General features: G+C 60.0%; 12 protein-coding genes. 7 read left to right on the top strand and 5 right to left on the bottom strand.

What is annotated here, in order from left to right; translation table 11 throughout:
• Positions 1 to 3 precede the first annotated feature (3 nt).
• The gene (locus Q0G85_RS00635; protein WP_297153689.1) at positions 4 to 546 is read left to right on the top strand and encodes an NYN domain-containing protein; all 543 of its coding nucleotides are present in this window, start codon (positions 4 to 6) and stop codon (positions 544 to 546) included.
• Between the two features lie 444 nt (positions 547 to 990).
• Here Q0G85_RS00635 and Q0G85_RS00630 read toward each other — a convergent pair whose 3' ends face one another.
• Complete coding sequence (locus Q0G85_RS00630) at positions 991 to 1,962, bottom strand: glycosyltransferase family 2 protein (protein ID WP_297153686.1); 972 nt, start codon at positions 1,960 to 1,962, stop codon at positions 991 to 993.
• Positions 1,959 to 4,970 carry a YfhO family protein gene (locus Q0G85_RS00625; protein ID WP_297153683.1) on the bottom strand — a complete coding sequence of 1,004 codons (3,012 nt, stop codon included), beginning with the start codon at positions 4,968 to 4,970 and terminating at the stop codon, positions 1,959 to 1,961. Before Q0G85_RS00625 ends, Q0G85_RS00630 begins: the two co-directional genes overlap by 4 nt.
• Before the next feature lie 455 nt (positions 4,971 to 5,425).
• Between Q0G85_RS00625 and Q0G85_RS00620 the strand changes: the two genes are divergently transcribed.
• The 5 genes from Q0G85_RS00620 to Q0G85_RS00600 all read left to right on the top strand — a co-directional run bounded on the left by Q0G85_RS00620 (position 5,426) and on the right by Q0G85_RS00600 (position 16,500).
• Positions 5,426 to 8,962, top strand: a complete 3,537-nt coding sequence (locus Q0G85_RS00620; protein ID WP_297153681.1) for a DNA-directed RNA polymerase subunit beta — start codon at positions 5,426 to 5,428, stop codon at positions 8,960 to 8,962.
• Positions 8,963 to 8,965: 3 nt separating this feature from the next.
• On the top strand, positions 8,966 to 13,378 hold the full coding sequence (locus Q0G85_RS00615; protein ID WP_297153677.1) for a DNA-directed RNA polymerase subunit beta': 4,413 nt from the start codon (positions 8,966 to 8,968) through the stop codon (positions 13,376 to 13,378).
• 241 nt (positions 13,379 to 13,619) lie between these two features.
• Complete coding sequence (locus Q0G85_RS00610) at positions 13,620 to 14,099, top strand: phosphoribosyl-ATP pyrophosphatase (RefSeq protein ID WP_297153674.1); 480 nt, start codon at positions 13,620 to 13,622, stop codon at positions 14,097 to 14,099.
• Between the two features lie 3 nt (positions 14,100 to 14,102).
• On the top strand, positions 14,103 to 15,479 hold the full coding sequence (glmM, locus tag Q0G85_RS00605) for a phosphoglucosamine mutase (protein ID WP_297153671.1): 1,377 nt from the start codon (positions 14,103 to 14,105) through the stop codon (positions 15,477 to 15,479).
• Positions 15,480 to 15,549: 70 nt separating this feature from the next.
• Positions 15,550 to 16,500 (top strand): leucine-rich repeat domain-containing protein, encoded by a 951-nt coding sequence (locus tag Q0G85_RS00600; protein WP_297153668.1) that lies wholly within the window; start codon positions 15,550 to 15,552, stop codon positions 16,498 to 16,500.
• Between the two features lie 272 nt (positions 16,501 to 16,772).
• Here the strand turns inward: Q0G85_RS00600 and Q0G85_RS00595 are convergent, their stop codons facing one another.
• The 3 genes from Q0G85_RS00595 to Q0G85_RS00585 form a co-directional block, all read right to left on the bottom strand.
• Complete coding sequence (locus Q0G85_RS00595) at positions 16,773 to 17,978, bottom strand: nitrate/nitrite transporter (RefSeq protein ID WP_297153665.1); 1,206 nt, start codon at positions 17,976 to 17,978, stop codon at positions 16,773 to 16,775.
• A gap of 127 nt (positions 17,979 to 18,105) precedes the next feature.
• Positions 18,106 to 19,320 (bottom strand): nitrate/nitrite transporter, encoded by a 1,215-nt coding sequence (locus Q0G85_RS00590; protein WP_297153662.1) that lies wholly within the window; start codon positions 19,318 to 19,320, stop codon positions 18,106 to 18,108.
• A gap of 26 nt (positions 19,321 to 19,346) precedes the next feature.
• Positions 19,347 to 20,849 carry a carboxylesterase/lipase family protein gene (locus tag Q0G85_RS00585; protein ID WP_297153660.1) on the bottom strand — a complete coding sequence of 501 codons (1,503 nt, stop codon included), beginning with the start codon at positions 20,847 to 20,849 and terminating at the stop codon, positions 19,347 to 19,349.
• Between the two features lie 222 nt (positions 20,850 to 21,071).
• Here Q0G85_RS00585 and Q0G85_RS00580 point away from each other — a divergent pair, with 222 nt between their 5' ends.
• Positions 21,072 to 21,890 carry a MerR family transcriptional regulator gene (locus Q0G85_RS00580; RefSeq protein ID WP_297153657.1) on the top strand — a complete coding sequence of 273 codons (819 nt, stop codon included), beginning with the start codon at positions 21,072 to 21,074 and terminating at the stop codon, positions 21,888 to 21,890.
• The last annotated feature ends 187 nt before the right edge of the window (positions 21,891 to 22,077 follow it).

Here is a 22,077-nt window from a genome sequence, read left to right as displayed (position 1 = left end):
ACAATGGCTAGGAAACGAAACAAACTGCTCATCGTCGATGGGTACAACGTGCTCCGCTCGGGCGAGCGCTACAAGGCAACGGCGTTCGGGCCCGACTACACCGACGACGCCTTCAACGCCGCCCGCGAGCGGTTGATCAACGACGTCGTGAACTTCGCGGGTCGCGATTGGCGTGCCATCATTGTGTTCGATGGAGCGAAAAACGAGTTCTCAACAGGAGAAACGCAAACCATTGGTGGCGTGCGCATCATGTTCAGCCCAGCTGGCCAGTCCGCCGACAAGGTGATCGAGAAGCTCGCTCACGACGCGCGTGAGCGCATGGTCGAAACGCTCGTGGTCACAAGCGACGCCACCATCCAAGACACCGTTTTCGGTGGCGGCGTCGACCGCATGAGCGCGAACGGTTTCAGTTATGAGGTGGGGGAATACTACGATCAGGCGCGCCTCGACGAGGCGCCGAAGGTGGCCGAGAAGCGCACGCTCGGCGACCGCATCCCCGCCGACACCCTCGCCAAGCTCAAAGCGATGCGCGACGGGAAGCTTTAAGGCTCCGCGAGGGCTCTCTTGGCGGCGCTGGGTGATCGAATGCCCGATTCGCCCTCTGGCTTCTGCTTATCGCCTTCGGGCGAGAACGCCCCGCCTTCGTCCCGAAGACCAAATGAGTCCAAGAGGCAAGTCGTGGACAGAAAACGTCGATATGTGAGTCCCTGCGCTCGAAAACGACCAGCTGTCCATTCCCTTGTCGGCATTTCCCCAGGTCGCAAATCTCAAATAGAAGTTAGCTTATAGAAACTCCTCACATACCGACGTTTTTTGTCCACGACGAGGCGATTTCGAGAAAGGAACGCCCCCATGGACGCGCCTTGCAACCCGCGAACTCGCGCCAAGCTGGCAAACCCACGAACCGCCAAACCCCGCAACCTCAACCCCGCAACAGCAAGCCCGCAACAGCAAGCCGCGAGCCTCGTCGCCTCCCAGCTGCGCTCGCCCCTACTCGTCCCTTTCGCGCCCTTCGTTCGCGAGGTGCTCTTTCGCGATGTAGAGCGGGCGGTGCTTCCCCTCGATATAACTGCGCGAAAGGTACTCGCCGATCACGCCGAGCACGGTGAGCTGCAGGCCGCCGAACAGCAGGATCAAGCACGCGAGCGTCGGGAAGCCCGGAACGTCGGTGCCGCGCAGCGCGTACTCGAAGATGATCCACAGAAGATAGACGAACCCGCCGAGCGAGGCGATGAGTCCAATCCAGACAGCCACCTTCAAAGGCCAGGTCGTGAACCCTAAAATGCCGTTCGCCGCATAGCGGAACAGCGATCTCACCGACCATTTGCTCTCGCCGTTGGCGCGCGCGTCCGGCTCGTAGGGAACCTCGAGCGTCTTGAACCCGACCCACGCGAAAAGTCCCTTGCTGAAGCGCTGGCCTTCGGGCAGCGAGAGCAGGGCGTCGGCGACGGCGTGGCGGAATACGCGGAAGTCGCTCACGTTCGTGGGAATCTCGATGTCGGTGCAGATGCCGTTGAAGGTCTTGTAGAACGAGTGCTTGAACAGCTTCAACACGAGGCTTTCCTTGCGCTCGACCTGGCAGGCCGCAACGATGTCGTACTCGGGCTTCTCCACCAGCAGCTTGTACATGCGCAGCGCGTCTTCGGGCGTTTGCTGCAGGTCGGCATCGATAAGGCAGATGCACTCGCCGCGTGCTACTTCCATGCCCGCATACAGCGCCGCCTCCTTGCCGAAGTTGCGCGAGAACTGCACGGCCTGCACGGGGTGGGAGGGCTCGGTCTCCTCCACGACCTCGCGCAACAGCTCGAACGTCCCGTCCTGACTGCCGTCGTTTACGAACACGATCTCAAGCGAGATGCCCTCCGCATCGAAGCACTCGAAAGCGCGGCGCTTGAACAGGCGGATGTTGTCGACCTCGTTATAGCAGGGGACAACGAAGCTCAGGCTGTAGGGGTAGGTCATAGCGCTCTCTTTCCGCTGGTTGCGCGCGTGCGATTGCGTCGATTCTCGAGGCCGCGCCATGTGCAGAACACAGCGACGCCGAGGATGCTGATGATCGCGCTCGGTATGAGGCCGGGCGTCATGTAATGAAGCTCGATGTCGTTGGCGCCCGCGGTGACGTCGATGCCCAAAAGCCCACCGTACAACTCGTGAACCGGCACCTCCTGTCCGTTCACGGTGGCGCTCCAACCCTTCTCGTAGGGGATGGAGATGAGAAGCGTCTCGTCGCGCTGGGCGTCGAATGTGGCGCTCACCTGGCCGTTCGAGAAGGACTTCAGCGAGAATCCGGCGGAATCGAGCTTTCCGAGCAACGCCTTCATCTCGTCGACATCGAGCGTTTCCGCTTTAATTGCCGCCTCGATCGGCGCGTCGAAGAGGGCCTCTTTCGTGCTGACGATGCGCCCGTGCTTGTCCACGGTTGTTTGCCCCTTGGCGGTCGGAACGATCGACACCGTGACGGTTTCGCCCGCCTCGAACGTGCCCGCGTACACCACATTGCACGACCCGCGCCCGCCAACATGCTCGACGGTCACCCCGTTTACCTGGGCATAGCAAGAAATGCCGCTCTCCTCGATGCTGAGTAGGTAGATGCTCGGGAAGTAGAGGAAAAGCGGCCCCGCGCTTGTGGTGGTGACGGTGAAGTCGCGCTGGTCCGTGCCGCCTGTCCCTGCGTCGACGGCGGTCGCCTTGTGGTAGAGGCTGCTCGCGTCGGTGCCCGTGGCTGACGTGTACATAGCTATCTGGTTGTTAAAGGGGTTGGCGCTCCATGCATCGGTGGGCTCGTCGTCGGTCGCGTCGGTCCTCGCGCCTTCGTAGTCCGCCTTGTCGACAAGGTTCGTTTCCTCAGCAGTTGCCGCGATGCCATAGCCAAGCGGCATCGACGAGGTGGTCTTCCAATCGCGATACAACCCGTAGAGCTCATGGGCATGGTCATCGGCAAGCTCGGTTTCGGGCGGCTGCGTGTCGGCTATTACGTTGGTCACCGAAAGAAGCGCGTCGGCCGCTGTGTTGGGCGACTGGTACGCGGTTCCGAACGGCGTCTTCTTCGAGTAGCCGAGGCGCATGAGAAGGCTTTGCACGCTGTTTTCCTGGGTGGACGAATACAAGTCGAACGATCCCGACCCGCTGAGCACAAGCCCCGTGCAGTCCGGGCCGTTGTACTTCGACGATCCGTAGTACACACACGTTTGACCCGTGCGCGCGAAGCCGTTGTCGGTGGGGTAGTCCCCGTAGTATTTCTCCAGCTCGGCGATGCGATTCGAGTATTCGCTCGCGCTTATGTCGCATGCGGCGTACTGAGCTGCGGTGCCGTAGCATTGCTCGAAGGCGAACAGGGCCGCCAGGCAAACGACCCCCACCTGGGCGAGGACCTTGCGCGCCGTCGGTCGCTTTCCACGTGAGCTCTCCTTGATGGGAACGGCGCCTGCACCCTCGCGCACCATAAGCGCAAGGAAAACGGTGAATCCTACGATCAGCACCAGTTCGAGCACGGCGTTCACGGCGCTCGGGCGAATCGACAGCGTGCGATACCACACGTTGAAGGTGGCGCATCCGAAGATAAGGAACGTCACCGCGCCGCCTTTCCCCACGGCGCGAAGCGAGGTGTGGCGCACGGGGCGGTTTTTGGGGTTCCCGGCAAAGATGAGCGACTCGTTCTTGTTGTCCAGGCAAAAGGCGATGCCCTCGAAGGCGAGCGCCACCATCGTGAGCAGCAGCAGAAACGCCATGCGGCCCGTGTAGGACGACTCGGGCACGAACCCGAGCCAGGCCGTGTTCAGCTGGATGAGCACGAGCGACGAGGCGGGAATCCCTATGATGACGGCACCCGCGATGCGCAGCGCGCGGGACCTGCGGGCGTCCGCGAAGAACACGGCGACCCCCACAAGCACGAGGGCCGAAATCACGATCGCGGGCGTCGCGTTCGCAACGATGATGCCCGGCCGCGTGCCGATGGCGAAGAAATTCGCGTAGTCGAAGGGATTGAGCGAGAAGATGGTTCCCGCAAGCGAGGCCAGTCCGGCACCCGACCCCTTGCCGCCTAAAAGCGCAATCAGCGTGGGGAAGAGGATCACCGTGGAGGCTCCCACGGCGAGAATCATCGTCGCAGCATAGCGTATCCCCAGGTGGAGGAGGGGGCGGCCTGAAGACTTGCGCTCCTCGATGCACAGGCGCGCGTACTCGTAGAAGAAGTAGAAGATGGTGAAGAAGCACACCATGTAGCCCGTGTACCAATTGAAGAGGATGGCGCACGCGATCGACACGAACAGCGCCGCGCATCCGCGCCCGCGCACCAGGCGGTATACCCCCAGGCAGGCGAGCGGCGCCATGATGACGCCGTCGATCCACATGATATTGCTCGAATAACCGGTGACGTACGACGTGAGCGAGTAGGCGATCGCGCCGACTACCGCGAGCACCTGCGTCGTGCGGGTTCCCTGTGCGCTGGCCGCGGCAAAGCGACCGCGCAGGAACACGAGGCAGGTCACGGCGGCGAGCGGGATCTTCACCAGGAAAAGGAAGCTGAAGAAGTACGGTACCTGCGAGGGATCGCAGAAGGCGACGAGCGCGTTTATCGGGCTCGAAAGGTAATAGGTATACAGCGCGTAGGTTCCGCATCCCATGCCCGCGTCGGCGGAATACAAAAGCGACGCGTCGCCGTTGATCACGTTGGAGAGCCATCCGAAGAACTGCGCGTACTGGACGGGCATGTCGTACATCATGACTGAGACGTCCCCGAAGGGGTAGATGCCGTTCGATGCGAACGCGAAGAGAATCACGAAAAAGGGCACGACGAAGGAGAGGGCGTATGCCGCAATCGCGCTTTTCGTCGCAGCGGGCCTCGCGCTCGGTGCCTGCGGGGTGCGCCTCTCGGGGCGCTCCTCGGGCTTCGCGTGAGATCCTGCGGCGGCGGAAAGCGCCTCGCCTGCCCTCGATGCTAAATCTGCTATGTCTCGTTTACAGACTGCCATTTTTCCTGAAAGCCATCCTAGCGCCTGCAAGGAGAAAACGGGCTTTCAGTCGAAGGTTCGTGGCATAAATCCAAAAGCTTACCCAAAGACTTCATATATTAGTATGGGGAAACCCTCGATGCCGCAGTTTTGCCTCGATTGTCGCCGCCTTTCGAACAAGTACACTCGGGGCGAGGCTCCCGTCGTTTGGGGAAGGTGGACTCGGGCCCGCGTTCCTCCGCCGCGCACGCCGCCTCCTCGCGTCGCCCCGCGCGCTGCTGCGCGCCCCGCCCTCCGCCGCGCACGCCGTCGAAAGCAACTTTTTTCACGCCCGTTTCCCCTGATTAAAGGCCGAAAGAACAAAAAACTTCCACAGCTCGTAAAAATTTTTCTTGACACGCAAATACCCCCATAGTATCTTTTTCGATTGCAACTTTTTTGGGAAATGAGTGCGTGCGTGAAGGAGGAAAAGCCTCGTGGCCAAAGCAGAAACTAGCGCTCCCACCAGCCTTTATAGGAATCGCCGAAGCTTCGCGAAGATTCCGGACGTAATGGACGTCCCCAATCTTATCGCAATCCAGACGGATAGCTTCAAATGGTTCAAAGAAGAAGGCCTTCAGCAAGCGTTCCAGGACATCGCTCCGATCGAGAACAGCACGAAGGACATGTGCGTGGAGTTCGGCAAGCATGAGTTCGGCGAGCCGAAGTACACCGTCGATGAGTGCAAGGAGAAGGACGTCTCGTATCAGGCGCCCTTGTTCGTGGAAATCCGCTTCATCAACCGTGAGACGGGCGAAATCAAGGAACAGAACGTGTTCATGGGCGACTTCCCGCTCATGACGAACCGCGGTACCTTCATCATCAACGGTACCGAGCGCGTCGTTGTCTCTCAGCTCGTTCGCTCCCCGGGCGTGTACTTCTCGTCCGAGCGCGACAAGACGTCGGACAAGACCATCTACAATGCGAAGGTTATCCCGAGCCGTGGCGCATGGCTCGAGTTCGAAACCGACAAACGCGACATCCTCTCCGTGCGCATCGACCGCAAGCGCAAGCAGCCGGCCACGCTGCTCGTGCGTGCCCTTGGCCTTGCCGAGACGCGCGAGGAGATCATCGAGCTTCTGGGCTCCGATGAGATGGTGCTGCGCACCCTCGACCGCGACCCGGCTACCACCAAGGAAGAGTCGCTCATCGAGCTGTACAAGCGCTTCCGTCCGGGCGAGCCGCCCACGATCGACTCCGCGCGTACGCTGCTCGAGGGCCTGTTCTTCAACCCGCAGCGTTACGACCTGGCGAAAGTCGGCCGTTACAAGATCAACAAGAAGCTCGGCTTCGACGCCGACAACGATGCCTCGACCCTGACTGACGAGGACATCACCGCCACGATGCGCTACATCATCGCGCTGCATGCCGGCGAGGAAGGCGCGAACGTCGACGACATCGATCACTTCGGCAACCGCCGCATCCGCACGGTCGGCGAGCTCATCCAGAACCAGTTCCGCATCGGCCTGTCCCGTATGGAACGCGTCGTGCGCGAGCGCATGAGCATGCAGGAGCCTGACGAGATCACCCCGCAGTCGCTCGTGAACATCCGCCCGATCGTGGCCGCCATCAAGGAGTTCTTCGGAAGCTCCCAGCTGTCCCAGTTCATGGACCAGGCGAACCTTGCTGCAGGCATCACGCACAAGCGCCGTCTGTCCGCACTCGGCCCGGGCGGTCTGTCGCGCGAGCGCGCAGGCTTCGAGGTCCGCGACGTCCACAACTCCCACTACGGCCGCATGTGCCCGATCGAGACGCCTGAAGGCCCGAACATCGGCCTTATCGGCTCGCTCGCGACGTTTGGCCGCATCAACCCCTATGGCTTCATCGAGACGCCGTACCGTCGCGTGGTCGACGGCAAGGTGACCGACGATATCGACTACCTCACGGCTGACGAGGAAGAGAACTACACGATCGCCCAGGCGAACGAGACGTTCAACCTCGAGACGCGCGAGTTCGGCACCACCGACTCCGACGGCGTGTTCCACAAGGCGACGCGCGTGCTCTGCCGTACCAAGGACGCTTCCGGCGTGTTCGGCGAGCCTGAAGAGGTGCTGCCCGAGCAGGTTACCTACATGGACGTTTCCCCTCGTCAGATGACGTCGGTCGCAACGTCGCTCATCCCGTTCCTCGAGCACGACGACGCAAACCGCGCCCTCATGGGTTCGAACATGCAGCGTCAGGCTGTGCCGCTGCTCAAGCCGCACGCTCCGCTCGTCGGTACGGGCATGGAACACCGCATCGCGGTCGACTCCGGCGAAATTTTGGTCGCCCAGAACCCGGGCGTGGTCGACTACGTCGATGGCCAGACGATCATCGTGCTCAACAACGACGGCGAATACGACGAGTATCTGGTCCCCAAGTTCCAGCGCTCCAACCAGTCCGGTTGCATCAACCACCGTCCGATTGTCCGCAAGGGCGACGAGGTCCATGCCGGCGACGTGCTCGCCGACGGCCCGTCCTGCGACGGCGGTGAGCTTGCGCTCGGCCAGAACCTCATGGTCGCTTACATGCCGTGGGAAGGCTACAACTACGAGGACGCTATCATCGTGTCCGAGCGCGTGGTTGCCGAGGACCTTCTCACGTCCATCCATATCTCTGAATACGAGGTCGACGCGCGCGACACGAAGCTCGGTCCCGAGGAAATCACCCGCGAAATCCCGAACATGTCCGATGACATGACGGCCGATCTCGACGCCGACGGCATCATCCGCATCGGCGCCGAGGTGTTCCCGGGCGACGTGCTCGTGGGCAAGGTCACCCCGAAGGGCGAGACTGAGCTCACTGCCGAAGAGCGCCTTCTGCGCGCCATCTTCGGCGAGAAGGCCCGCGAAGTGCGCGACACGTCGCTCAAGGTGCCCCATGGCTCCGGCGGCCGCGTGATCGGCATCCATCGTTTCAGCCGCGCAGCAGGCGACGAGCTTGCCCCCGGCGTGAACGAGCTCATCCGCATCTTCGTGGCTCAGAAGCGTAAGGTTCAGCAGGGCGACAAGCTTTCCGGCCGCCACGGCAACAAGGGCGTCATCTCCCGCGTGCTCCCGGTGGAGGACATGCCCTATCTCGCCGACGGCACCCCGATCGACGTCATGCTCAACCCGCTCGGCGTTCCTTCCCGTATGAACGTTGGTCAGCTGCTCGAGAACCATCTCGGCTGGGCTGCCAAGTGGGGCTGGTCCGACGAGGATACCGACAAGCCGGTTGCCGGCCCGCAGTTCGTGGCAACGCCGGTTTTCGACGGCGCCACCGAGGAGGAAATCTCCGACGCCATCGAGCATGCGAACAAGAACCTCATCAACATCAACCATGCCACCTACGGCGACCTGGCGCGCGACGAGTTCGTGCCGCAGCTGTCCCGCACCGGCAAGACCTGGCTCTACGATGGCCGCACGGGCGAGAAGTTCCGCGAGCCCATTACCGTTGGCCAGACCTACATCCTGAAGCTGGGCCACATGGTCGATGACAAGATCCATGCCCGCTCGACCGGCCCCTACAGCCTCATCACCCAGCAGCCTCTCGGCGGCAAGGCCCAGTTCGGCGGCCAGCGCTTCGGCGAGATGGAAGTGTGGGCGCTCTACGCGTACGGCGCTTCCAACGTGCTGCAGGAGATTTTGACCGTGAAGTCCGACGACACCGCTGGCCGCGTGAAGTCTTACGAGGCCATCGTCAAGGGCGAGAACATTCCGCCCGCGGAGGTGCCGGAGAGCTTCAAGGTTCTCGTGAAGGAAATGAAGTCGCTGTGCTTGAACATCGAGCTCGAGGGCCACGACATGCAGCCGATCAGCGAGGACGAAGGCGTCGTCGAGAAGAAGGGCGACGATTCGGACCAGGCGCTGTTCGACGCGATTGCCGCTGACGCGAAGCTTACCGAGGAAGAGTCCGACAAGGCGCTCGATGACATCGCAGCTGAACTGGGAGAATTGATGGGCGACTCATCAAATGACGATACGACCAACGACCTTATCGGTGGAGAGGAGTAAGAGATGACCGAATTCGACGTGAACAACTTCGACGCGCTTCGCATCTCCCTCGCGAGCGCCGACGATATCCGCAGCTGGTCGCACGGCGAGGTCAAAAAGCCCGAGACCATCAACTACCGCACGCTCAAGCCTGAAAAGGACGGCCTGTACTGCGAGAAGATCTTCGGTCCTACCAAGGACTGGGAGTGCGCTTGCGGCAAGTACAAGCGCGTCCGCTTCAAGGGCATCGTCTGCGAGCGCTGCGGCGTTGAAGTGACCCGCAGCAAGGTTCGCCGCGAGCGCATGGGCCATATCGAGCTCGCTGCGCCCGTGTCCCATATTTGGTACTTCAAGGGCAGCCCGAGCCGCCTTGGCTACCTGCTCGACATTCCGCCGAAGGAACTGGAGAAGGTGCTGTATTTCGCCAGCTCCATCATTACTTCGGTTGACAAGGAAGGCCGCGACGAGGACGCCGACGAGCTCCGTGACGAGCTTGCCGCCGATCTCGAGGAGCTCGACGCCGAGCGCGACCGCCTCATCGAGGCGACGCGTCGTTTGGGCACCGACTACGTGCCGGAAGACGATGACTTCATCGACGAGATCGACGAGGACGAGCGTTTGACCCCCGAAGAGGTCGAGGCCGAAATCGCCGACATCCACGAGGAGTTCATCGAGCGCAAGCAGCTGCGTCAGGACGCCTTCGAGGCGTTCATGAAGATCGAGCCCAAGCAGCTCGTTCCCGAAGAGGCGCTCTATCGCGAGATGCGCATGAACTACAAGAACTACTTCACCGGCGGCATGGGTGCCGAGGCGGTGCGCGACCTGCTCGACGCGATGGACCTCGAAGAGGCCGCCGAAGAGCTGCGCGACACCATCGCCAACGGCAAGGGCCAGAAGCGTGCGAAGGCCATCAAGCGCCTGAAGGTGGTCGACGCGTTCCTGAAGTCCGACAACAAGCCCTCCGATATGATCCTGGACGTCATCCCGGTCATCCCGCCCGACCTGCGCCCGATGGTGCAGCTCGACGGCGGCCGCTTCGCGACGTCTGACTTGAACGATCTGTATCGCCGCGTGATCAACCGTAACAACCGCTTGAAGCGCCTGCTCGACCTCGGTGCCCCCGAGATCATCGTGAACAACGAGAAGCGCATGCTCCAGGAAGCTGTCGACAGCCTCTTCGACAACGGTCGCCGCGGCCGCCCCGTCACGGGCCCGGGCAACCGTCCGCTCAAGTCGCTCTCCGACATGCTCAAGGGCAAGCAGGGCCGCTTCCGTCAGAACCTGCTCGGCAAGCGCGTCGACTACTCCGGCCGTTCGGTTATCGTCGTCGGCCCGTCGCTCAAGCTGCACCAGTGCGGCCTGCCTCAGCAGATGGCGCTCGAGCTGTTCAAGCCCTTCGTCATGAAGCGCCTGGTCGAGCTCGAATATGCCGCCAATATCAAGGCTGCTAAGCGCGCCGTCGACCGTGGTGCGAGCTACGTGTGGGACGTGCTCGAGGAAGTCATCGTCGAGCATCCTGTGCTTTTGAACCGCGCACCTACCCTGCACCGTCTGGGCATCCAGGCGTTCGAGCCGGTGCTCGTCGAAGGCAAGGCCATCAAGCTCCATCCGCTCGTCTGCACGGCGTTCAACGCTGACTTCGACGGCGACCAGATGGCTGTGCACGTGCCCTTGGGCGCTGAGGCTCAGGCCGAGGCACGCGTGCTCATGCTTTCCGCCAACAACATCAAATCCCCTGCTCATGGTCGTCCTCTGACCGTGCCGACGCAGGACATGATCATCGGCGTGTACTACTTGACCGCCGCCCGCGATGGCTTCCCGGGCGAGGGTCGCGCGTTCGTGAACTTCGCGGACGCCGTGAACGCGCACGACGCTCATGCCGGCGTCGACCTGCAGGCCAAGATCTGGGTTCGCCTCCAGAAGGACACTCAGGTGGCCACCGCATTCCACACCTACGAGGACTACAAGGCTGGCACGCGCCTCGAGACGACCATCGGCCGCATCATCTTCAACAACGTCTTCCCGGACGACTATCCGTTCATGAACTACCAGATGAACAAGAAGGAAATCGGCCGCTTGGTCGAGGACGTGTGCAACCGCTACGACCTCGCCGACGTGCCGCCGATCCTCGACGGTCTGAAGGAGACGGGCTTCCATTACGCCACGCTCGCGGGCATTACCGTTTCGGTGTACGACGCGACGGTGCCGCCCAACAAGAAGGAGATTCTCGACGATGCCGAGGCCAAGGTCGACGCCATCGACGAGGATTACGAGATGGGTCTCATGAGCCCCGAAGAGCGTCACAAGCAGGTCGTCGATATCTGGACCGATGCGAACGAGAAGGTTGGCGACGCGATGTCGGCCAACTTCGACCACTACAACCCCATCTACATGATGGCTGACTCCGGTGCTCGTGGTAACATCAAGCAGATTCGCCAGCTCGCAGGCATGCGCGGCCTCATGGCTGACACGAAGGGCCAGACGATCGACATTCCGGTTAAGTCGAACTTCCGCGAGGGCCTGTCGGTGTTGGAGTACTTCATCTCCACGCACGGCACCCGTAAGGGCATGGCTGACACGGCGCTTCGTACCGCTGACTCCGGTTACCTCACGCGTCGTCTCGTCGACGTTGCGCAGGACGTCATCGTTCGCGAGATCGACTGCGGCACCACCGAGGGCGTTCCTTACCCGCTGCACAACGAGAAGGGCGAGCTCGACGAGAACCTTATCGGTCGTTGCCTGCTCGAATCCGCCGTTGGCGCTGATGGCACGGTTGTTCTCGAGGGCGACAATTACATCTCCTCGATGGATCAGCTTGCCGAAATGGACGCTGCGGGTATCAAGGAAGCCATCATCCGCACGGTTATGACCTGCCATGCCGAGCATGGTGTCTGCCAGAAGTGCTACGGCTGGGACCTTGCTACGGCGCGCCCGGTCAACATCGGCACGGCGGTCGGCATCATCGCAGCTCAGTCCATCGGCGAGCCGGGCACGCAGCTTACGATGCGTACCTTCCACGCCGGCGGCGTCGCAGGCGAGGACATCACGCAGGGCCTCCCGCGTGTTCAGGAACTTTTCGAGGCACGCAAGCCGAAGGGCCAGGCCGTGCTCGCCGAGATTTCCGGCACGCTGCAGGTTTCCGGCGACAAGGCGTCCAAGACGCTCACGATCCACGACCAGGAAGGCAACTTTCGCGAGTACGTCGTTTCCGCCCGCGCGACCTTGTTCCCCGGCGTGGAAGACGGCGGCGAGGTGAAGGTTGGCCAGCAGCTCACCAAGGGTTCGGTGAACCCGCACGACTTGCTGCGCCTGACCGATCCGAACACGACGCTTCGCTACATCGTTGCCCAGGTCCAGGGCGTGTACGTGTCCCAGGGCGTAGACATCAACGACAAGCACATCGAGGTCATCGCGCGCCAGATGCTGCGCAAGGTGGCCGTGCTCGACGCGGGCGACTCCGAGTTCCTCCCGGGACGCCAGGTCAATCGCTACGAGTTCGAAAACGAGGCGAACGCGCTTATCGCCGAGGGCAAGAACCCGCCGGTCGGCCAGCCGCTGCTCTTGGGCATTACCAAGGCGTCGCTTGCCACCGACTCGTTCCTGTCGGCTGCATCGTTCCAGGAGACCACCAAGGTTCTCACTGATGCCGCCATCGAGGGCAAGACCGACCACTTGGCCGGCCTGAAGGAGAACGTCATCATCGGCAAGCCGATCCCTGCCGGCACCGGCCTCAAGCGCTACCGCGAGGTGGGTCTGACCTACAAGGGTCGCCCGGTGGACAAGATGGTCGGCGACGCGTTGCCCGACAGCGCTCCCGATGCGCTGCGCGAGGTGGAATTGCTTCTGCCGCAGCCTCAGGATTGGTCGCTTGACGGCGATGGCTACCTCAACTCCATGGGGTCGAGCTACGGCAACTACTACTCGGGCCTCTCGCTCGGGCATCGCGGTCCGCAGCTCTCCGACGAGGATGCGCGTCTCTACATCTTCGACGACCTGGGTGTTTCCCAGCGCTGGGCCAACAAGTTCAGCGAGGCGGGCATCGAAACGGTGGCCGATCTGGTGGGTCACACCGAGGAGGACCTCCTTCGCATCGAGGGTATCGGCGTGAAGGCGATCGAGGAGCTCAAGGAGGGCCTGAAGGAGCACGACCTGCTTTACGTCATCGAGGACGACCTTTCCGCATCCTCCGATGACATGAGCCAGCTGCTCGACATGGTCTTCAGCCCCGATGACAACATCCTCATCGGCGGCGATGAGCCAGCGACGTTCAACACGGAAGGCGAGGATATGCTCGGCGAGGCCCTGCCTCCGCGCAGCTATCATCGCAACCTCGAAGAGCTCGACGAGCTGCTCGGTTCGGTCGGCAACTTCGGCTTCAGCCTGAAGCATGCTGATGACGAGGACGACTTGGACGACTCCGACGAGGACGAAGAGTAATCAATCCGCCGTCCTCTTGGGCGGCGGACGCACTTGACGCTGTGAGGCCCTGAGGCACTCAGCCTTGCCCCCTGCGCATCGCGGCGCGTACTTCACCGTACGCCAGGCGTGCGCGCGGGCAATCCTGGGTACTTCAGGGCCTCTCGTCATTTTCCCGCGCAGGTCAAGAGCGATTTTTGCAAGTGGGGGGTGGGTTTTCACCTCGCCGCTCGCATGAAGCGCTGAAGTTAGGAAAGGCACTATGTCTGAGAAAACGTATGTCCCCGAAGGCGAGATGCCGCCGTCTTCGCAGATCGCGGCGACGATTGAGGCTCTTGCCGCGACCATTCGCGCACGTCGCGAGGCGGGCGAGGAAAGCTACACTCATCAACTTCTCTACGGGCCGGCCGACAAGCCGCTCAAGAAGGTGATGGAAGAGGCCGGGGAAGTGGGCCTTGCTGCTAAGGATGTGGAGTCCGAGCTCGTGATGTTCCGGGCGATGCAAAACCACGCGCATGGTCATGAAGCGCTGGTCGCTGCCACGGGCGAGCGTGTTGATGCGTGCACCGACCACCTGCGATATGAGGCGGCCGACGTGGTGTATCATCTTCTTGTTGTGCTCGAACGCTATGGCATCGACTTGGATGAGTTCGCTGCCGAGCTTAACGAGCGAATGACTGACGAAGAGCGACCTTCGGGGGCGGTCCGCCTCAAGGAAGGCCACGTTAAAAGGGGAAAGTAGCCTATGGCACGTCTATTTGGAACCGACGGCGTCCGCGGAGTCGCGAACACCGAGCTCACCTGCGAGCTCGCTTATCGTTTGGGACAGGCTGCGGCCGTGTTCCTTGGCAAGAACATCGTGGTCGGCAAGGACACGCGCCTGTCGGGCGACATGCTGGAATCGGCCCTGGCCGCCGGCATCATGAGCGCAGGTGGCACCGAGCTTTCAGTGGGAATCATCCCTACGCCCGCGGTGGCGCTGCTCGTTCGCGAGTTGCATGCCGACGGCGGCGCGGTCATTTCCGCCTCGCATAACCCGCCGGAGTACAACGGCATCAAGCTCTTCGACGCCGAGGGATACAAGCTTCCCGACGAGGTGGAAGACCAGATCGAGGAATTCATCAAGCAGGGCGGCCTCGAGGGCGCCGCTGCGCGTGCCGAGGAAGGCGCGGAAGACGAAGACGCCGCCGCGATGCTTCCCGGCGACCAGGTGGGCGTTGCCCTTCCCGTCGATGAGGCGTGCGAAATCTACATCGAACATGCTGTGCAGAGCGTTCGAGCGCAGGGCATCGACTTCTCGGGGATGCGCATCGCGCTCGACACCGGCCATGGTGCCTCTTCGTTGACGAGTGCCGAGGCTTTCCGTCGCCTGGGCGCCGAGGTCATTGCGATTAACGAGGACTTCGACGGCACCGACATCAACGTGAACTGCGGTTCCACCCATCTCGAGCCGCTTGCCCAGCTCATGTGCGAGAGCGGCGCGGATGTCGGCGTGGCACACGACGGCGATGCCGACCGTGTGATGCTCATGACGCCCGACGGTACCGAGATCGACGGCGACATGGTGGAAGCGGTGTGCGCACTCGACATGAAGCGCCGCGGGTGCTTGCCTGAGGACACCGTCGTGTCCACCGTGATGTGCAACCTCGGGTTCGTCCATGCGATGCGCGACAACGGCATCACTGTTGTTCAGACGAAGGTGGGCGATCGCTATGTTCTCGAGGAGATGCGCGCGAAGGGCTATGCCATCGGTGGCGAGCAGTCGGGCCACATGATTCTGCTCGAGCACAATTCCACGGGCGACGGTCTCATGACGGCATGTCAGTTCCTCGCAGCGGTGAAGCGCGCGGATATGCCGGTTGCCGAGGTCGTTTCCATCATGAAGAAGTTCCCGCAGACGCTTATCAACGTGCGGGTGCGCGACAAACACGCGGTAGAAGGCAACGAGGCCATCGCCGCCGCCGTCGCGCAGGCAGAGGAGTCACTTGGTGATTCGGGTCGCGTGCTCCTGCGTCCGAGTGGCACAGAGCCGGTGGTTCGCGTGATGGTCGAGGCGGAAGATGCCGCTGCGGCCAAGGCTCATGCTGAGGCCATTGCGGCCGTCGTTGAGGCCGAAATCTAGTTGTTATCGCATATCGCCCCTGTTCGTCGGGGGCGATTGCTTTGCTGGTACGCGATATGAGGGAGACCCCATGGCATACGAGATGATAGTCGCGAAGTTCACCCCCGACGAGCCGGATGAGCGCGTTGATGTCGTGCTGCCAGATGAGGTCGTCGGCGTCGGAGCGAAGGCGTTTCGCTTCAAGGGCGAGGTGCGCTCCTTTCGCGGTTCCCAAAACCTTATCGAGGTAGGGGACGCCGCTTTTGACGGATGCCGCAATCTTGCGCAGGTCGACTTCCCGGGTGACCTCGCCATGCTGGGCAAGCGAGCCTTCCAGCATTGCACCTCGTTGCGCGAGGTTGTGTTTTCGGAGTCGTTGGGCTGCATCGACGATGCTACGTTCCAAGGGGCGACTGCGCTGTCTCGCATTGTGGCGCCCGGGGTGGTCGAAATCAACCGCTACGCCTTCCAGCGTTGCACCTCGCTTGTCGACGTGCAGTTCGGTGCTTTGGAAACCATTGGTCGCCGCGCGTTTGCGGGCTGCACCGAGCTTGAGCGGATTGTGCTGCCCGACACGGTGAAGGTGATCGGGGAGGAAGCGTTCTCGGGATGCCAGGCGCTTCGCGAGGTTGTGATCCCCGAGGGCGTGGAGGAGATCGGGCCCTGTGCGTTTCGCGGGTGCGCCAGCCTCGACGCCGCGTCGATTCCCGATAGCGTCGTGCAGCGTTTCCCCGAGTCGTTCACGCAAGAGGTTGCGGCGAGGGCGGGGGTCGTTCTGAAGACTGAGCGCACGCGGCTTTCGGCAGCATTCCAGGATGCGCATGAAGTGGATCGGGCGGAGCTCATGGCCGATGGCAAGCGCCTGTGCGCCGAGGAGGACGAGCTGCGCAAACAGCTCGCTGGCCTGGGCATGTTCGCGCGTGCGGAAAAGGAGCGGCTGCAAGAGAGGCTCGACGAGGTGGAAGGGCAGCTTGCCGAGGTGCGTGATCTGATCGACGCGCTCGACAACCCGACCGACGAAGAGCTCCTCGCCATGCTTTAGCTTGCGGGACGTCCCTTCGGTCGTTGCAGCCCGTGGATACGAGCAAAACTTGCAGCTAGCGTCTCGCTCCTACGGGTACGGGGAAACTTGCAGCCAGCGAATCCCTCCAAGGCCCCTGGTCTCCCTCTGGTAGTTCAGCCTCTCCTCTGGAGGCTCGCATGTCGTTGCGACATGCAGTCAGTTCGTCTTGCGAGGGCATGCGCTTTGCAAGATCCTTCGGCATCGTACGTCGCGCAGTGGTGCGCAGGGTTCCCAGGAACCGCAAAGATGGGTTACGCGGGCTTTTCCTTCTCGATTCTTGAGAGCAGAGCAATGGGGAGGACGCTGATAGCGAAGCAGACTGCCTGCATGATGAGATTGATTTCGTAATTCTCATTGGATAATGCAGAAATCAATATCGGTAGCAGGAACGACATCGCAAGGCTGACGGTGCCGATGATGCCGCTGGCGCTTCCTGCAAAACGACTTCCGATTCCTTTCATCATGACGGGCATAGCTTGAAGAATCGGTCCCGTCATTGCGGAAAGAAACCCGCTTGCAGCCAATATGATGCGCAAGGAAGCATCGCCCTCGGCATACCACACGGATAGCATTGCTGCGCTTGCAATGACGTTAACGATTATCAGATAAGGTTTAAAGCTCTTGAGACGTGCGCACAATGCGGGTCCCACGATGCATCCGAAAATGCTTGCGATAGTCACCGAGGCTGCCATGTTCCCTGCAGCGAAGCCGCCCATTCCTTTGCCTGACTCAAGCGCTTGGGGAAGAAGTCCGGCGAAAGCAGTACTGGAAGAGAGGGTGAATCCGACAGCAAGGGCGATAAGCCAGATATTGGTGTTTTTTGCCGCCACGAGAAACGTGTTGAGCGCTGGCTTTTCGGTCGGGGGATTCACGCCGTTTGGGAGGTTCTTGTCGACGATGATCCAGAGTGCCGTCACAGCTACAAGGGCGATTTCTGCAATGACGTATGCTTGGCGGACCGAGTCGTACAATTCTCCCACTGCTTGCGAGACAACGATTCCCAGGCAGGATACCGCATAGTAGACGCCAACAGCTGTGTCGGTTTTACTCCCAAACCAAAGGGCGATGGTCTTTACAACGTTTGTCGACAATGCCGCCATCCCAATGCCTATAAGAAAGAGCGAAGCCAATTGAAGGGGGTAACTGTAAAGGGTGATTATCCTGAGCAACCCTCCTACGCAAGCAATCGAAAAACACGTTGCGACAACTCGTTTCGGACCGAATTTATCCCCAGCAAGCCCAAAGGGGATTCCGAAAAAGACTGCTGCAAGCATGGGAACGAGAAACATGGTGGAAAATCCAACAGAGTTGATTTCCAACATTGGCATGATATCGAGGGCCAAGGCAGACACCTGATATTGGATGAAGTTACCCGTAAAAGCAAGGCAGCATACCGAAAGCAGAATTGCAAAGCGCCGCAATGGCATCTCGACGTCCTCTCGCTCGATTTCCTTCACCGCCCATGCTCACTGGTGTGGGGATATGGCGATGGGCGGTGAAGGAGGGTAAGGTGTCGGAAGGTGATGCAGGGGGAGGGGCCTTCCGATTGGCTGCGGTCTGCCGAGGCGGGTTCGGCGGGGGGAATTACTCGGATTGCTTGCTTTGCTGCAGCTTAGCTTTGATTCCAGTTTCGGGCAACAGGGCGATGGGTACTACGCTCAACAGGAACAGGATAGACTCAACGCAAAGGTTCATCGTCCAGTTGTCTCCAGTGATCGTCGAAACGATAACAGGAATGAAGTACGAGCACAAAAGGCCGACGGTGCCGATGATGCCGCCTGCTGAGCCGGCGTACTTCACGCCGATTTCCGGCAGGTCGGGGGTCATTGCTTGGATGATTGGGCCAGAAAGCGCGGTCATGAAACCGTTGACGACGAGCACGACCCACATGGTGGTTCCCAAGGGAAGGAACCAGTTCACAATCATGACTGCGGCAGCAATGATGGTGGTGAGGACGAGGAAGGGCTTGTTCTTGCCCAGCTTCAGTACGACGGCGGGGCCGGCGAAGCAGGCGAAGAAGCTGCCAACGGTGATGATTGCCGCCATCGATCCAGCGACCGAGGTTTCGACGCCGCGTGCGAGCTCAAGCGCGGAGGGGAGGATTGAGCAGTAAGCGGTGGTCGAAGCGAGGGTCAGGCCATAGGCGAGCGCGATAAACCAAACGTTGCGCGATTTGATTGCAATCTTGAGGTACTTGATAACGGGCTCGGGCTCAGGAAGGCTTTCGCCTTTGGGAACATTGCTCATGAAGAGAATCCACAAGAGCGCGGTGATGGCAAGAGCAACAGCCGCGACCAGGTACGAGACTTCGAGAGTCGGAAACATCGTGCTGAATGCCTGGGCGACGACGATGGCGACGCACGATGCAGCATAGAAGACGCCCATGGCGAGAGAGGTCTGCTGCTTGAACCAGGTTCCCAGTACCTTCGCGAGATTGGCGTTGAGGCATGAGATTCCGCACCCGATTAAGAACATGGCGACCAGTTGGGCGGCGAAGTTCGCAATCATGAAGAAGCGAATGAAGCCGCCGATGACAGACAGGATAAGCCCGACAGAGACCACGATTTTCACGCCGTAGCGGTCGGCAAGCGAACCTGCGGGGATGCTTAAAAACACTGCGGTCAGCATGGGCATAAGCATCAGGTTCGTAAGTCCCGCGACATCGACGCCAAGGGTGTCCATAACGACGACGCCCCATGCTGAAACTTGGTATTGCATGAAGTTTGCCATGAAGCAAATGAGGCATACGGTGAGCAGTACCACCCATCGATAACCCGATAATTTCATTTCCTCATCCATGGTATTTTCCTTCTTCTCTCAAATTACTAGTCGTTCAGCAGGACGCTATACATGGGGCGGAACACGGCGTCATCTTTTGCTCGCATGTCATGTTTGACGACCCATGCATTCTCGTCGATGACCATATGAGCGCGATCTTCTGCGGTGTAGACAGGCCATTCCTCCACTCCCTCGACGGAAGGCTTACCGGTTTTGGCGAAGTTATACCAGCACGCGTTCATCTGCTCGGCGAGATGCGCCGGGGGGTTCGGACCGGTGAACATGAGGCCGTTCGGGGTATCGAGATTCTTCATGACGAAAGGAACCTCGATGGCGTGACATGCCCCCATTCCCTCGATGCGCGACTTGTAGCGGAATAAGTAGTTGTACACAGGTTTGTATTCGGACTGCTCTTCGGCCATAAGGTCGGCGCCGACGAAAAAGCCAGTGACATTCATGAAGTCGGTGTAGTATTCCCCGAAGTCTCTTTCGGGATAGGCTTCGCGATATTTTTCCTCCCAATCTATCGTGTCGATTTGATCGTCGAAATGAATGGGGAATTGGCCATGCCAGAAGCTCGGCAAATCCTCGAAGTAGAATTTGAAGTAAGTGAACTCGTCCTCGGTGCAACCAATCATGATATCGATGTTTTTCGCGGCGCCTTCCTTCCAGGCTTTCATCGGTTTGAGGGGAAGGAACGACCCATCGCAGGTTGGCGAGAAGATGAGGGAGACTTCATAGGTATGCCTATCGCACCAAACTTGCATTCCCGCGAGGAGCTCGTCGGAGGTTTTCGCCAAGAGCTGCTGGGCGGTTTCGCATTCCATGATCTCGGCGAATTCCTTTGTGAACGCTTCGCCGCGCTCTTTGGTTTTGTAAAGTTGGATGGGGCCGGATTCAAGGATGGCGCGCTGGAAGAGCGTGTTCGCCTGGGGAAGGATAGCGAGAAGGGCTTGGCTAGACGATCCTGCCGATTCGCCGAACAGCGTGATGCAGTCCGGGTCTCCCCCGAAGGCGGCGATGTTCTCCTTGATCCACTCGAGTGCCTTGATTTGGTCGAGGATTGCGAGGTAGCCGGATTCCTTATATTCTTCGCCGCCGGGTAGGCATTCGAGCGCAATCGAGGCAAACACGTTAAGACGGTAGTTGATGGAGACGATTACCACGTCTTTGCTTTGGGCGAAATGCTCGCCGTTGTAAAGGGGGTCGGCGGATCCGCCGGAAAAGTAGGCACCTCCGTGAATGTAAACCATGACGGGAAGGTTGGTTTTCCCCGACCCATTGACCCAAATGTTGAGAGAAAGGCAGTCTTCGCCCTGTTCGTGCAGGGAGGCTGGCTCAACCTCGTCTTTGAATTGGCATGCCGAATGACCGAATGAATCGCAAATCCGATGCTCATCCGAGTCCTCCAACCTGACAGGAGCTTTCCAGCGTAGCTCGCCAGTTGGCTGCTTTGCGTAGGGGATTCCCAAGAAGGCTTCGACTCCGCTTTCGAGGGTGACGCTCTGCATCACTCCCGTTCTGGTTTTTGCCTGCATAATTACTTCCATTCCTTTCGAATCATGCATGCGCGCAATGTTTCTTTTGGCTCGCCACAGGGAATGGTAAAGTCTCGAGAGATTCCAATGTTAAGCGATAAATAACGCGAAAACGAGTGGTTTTTAGGAGGCAAAATTCCTTCAAATGGCATCAAATAGTTTGAATTAGCCTTGGAGTCGGTCTAGGGTTTATAGTGTTGCGGGTAGGAAAGCAATCGAGTTACGGGGTCGGCAATGAATGAGAAGCTGCCATTGAATATCAAGCAGACTGCCCAGCTTTACGGCGTCAGCTCCGATACGCTGAGATACTACGAGAGCGTTGGGCTGATAACGCCTCGGAGGGAGCGGAACTCCTATCGCGTATATGGCGAAGTTGAGTTTGCTCGCCTCAATATCGTTATGTCGATGCTCGAAATGAATTTCACCTTGAGTGACATACGCGATTATCTTTCGTCGCACAGCCTCGAAAAGACCATCGAGCTCTTTAACAAGGAAATGGATCGAATCGATGAAACAATAAGCAAGCTTTCGTTAAGACGTCGAAAAATCGAGCAATGTCTTAGGAGTACGACCGATGCCGTCCTTGCGAGTGGTGACAGTGAACCGAGGCTGAGGCATAGGGGCGCTCGGCATTACATCGTTATCAGCGAGGATTCGGACATAGACGCCGATCCGCTGCCGTACTACACGATCAAGAAAGCTCATGAACTGGGGATAACTATAGACTCACTTCATAGTATCCCGTGTTTCGTCATGGACTATACTCGCCTGCGATACGACGATTGCTTTGTTCCCGAAAAAGCGCTGTTGGCTATTGAGAAGGCTGAGTATCATGATGCCCTCGTTCTTCCCGAAGGCACGTATCTTTGCCGTACGGTGAGGGGTCCGGCCCAGCTGACGCCAGCCGCTTTCGAGGAGATGAGCGCTTTCATGCGAAGCCACTCGCTTGCTCCTCGCGGCAAGCTACTGGAGTTTTGGCACGTAAGCGAGTATGTTTCAGATGATGATGAGGAATACCTGCATACGCTTGAGATAATGGTTGAACAACAATAGCGTCGATGAGCGTTGCCTGTCCTTGGTTTTGCGGGTTTTTGCTGCTTATGGGACTTGCCTCGTCGATCCGTCGCATTTTCCATCGCTCTCGCAAGGTGCATCACCCTCTTAGGTAGCGTCCCGAATGTTGGTGTATCAACCCGTTTTCGGAGGGCGGGCGAAGCCCGCCCGAGGAAAACGGCCATCG

This window comes from uncultured Ellagibacter sp. (genome assembly GCF_934617235.1).
GTDB lineage: Bacteria > Actinomycetota > Coriobacteriia > Coriobacteriales > Eggerthellaceae > Ellagibacter.
The sequence above is the reverse complement of the archived record's forward strand: the minus strand, read 5'-3'. Positions and strand labels throughout refer to the sequence as shown.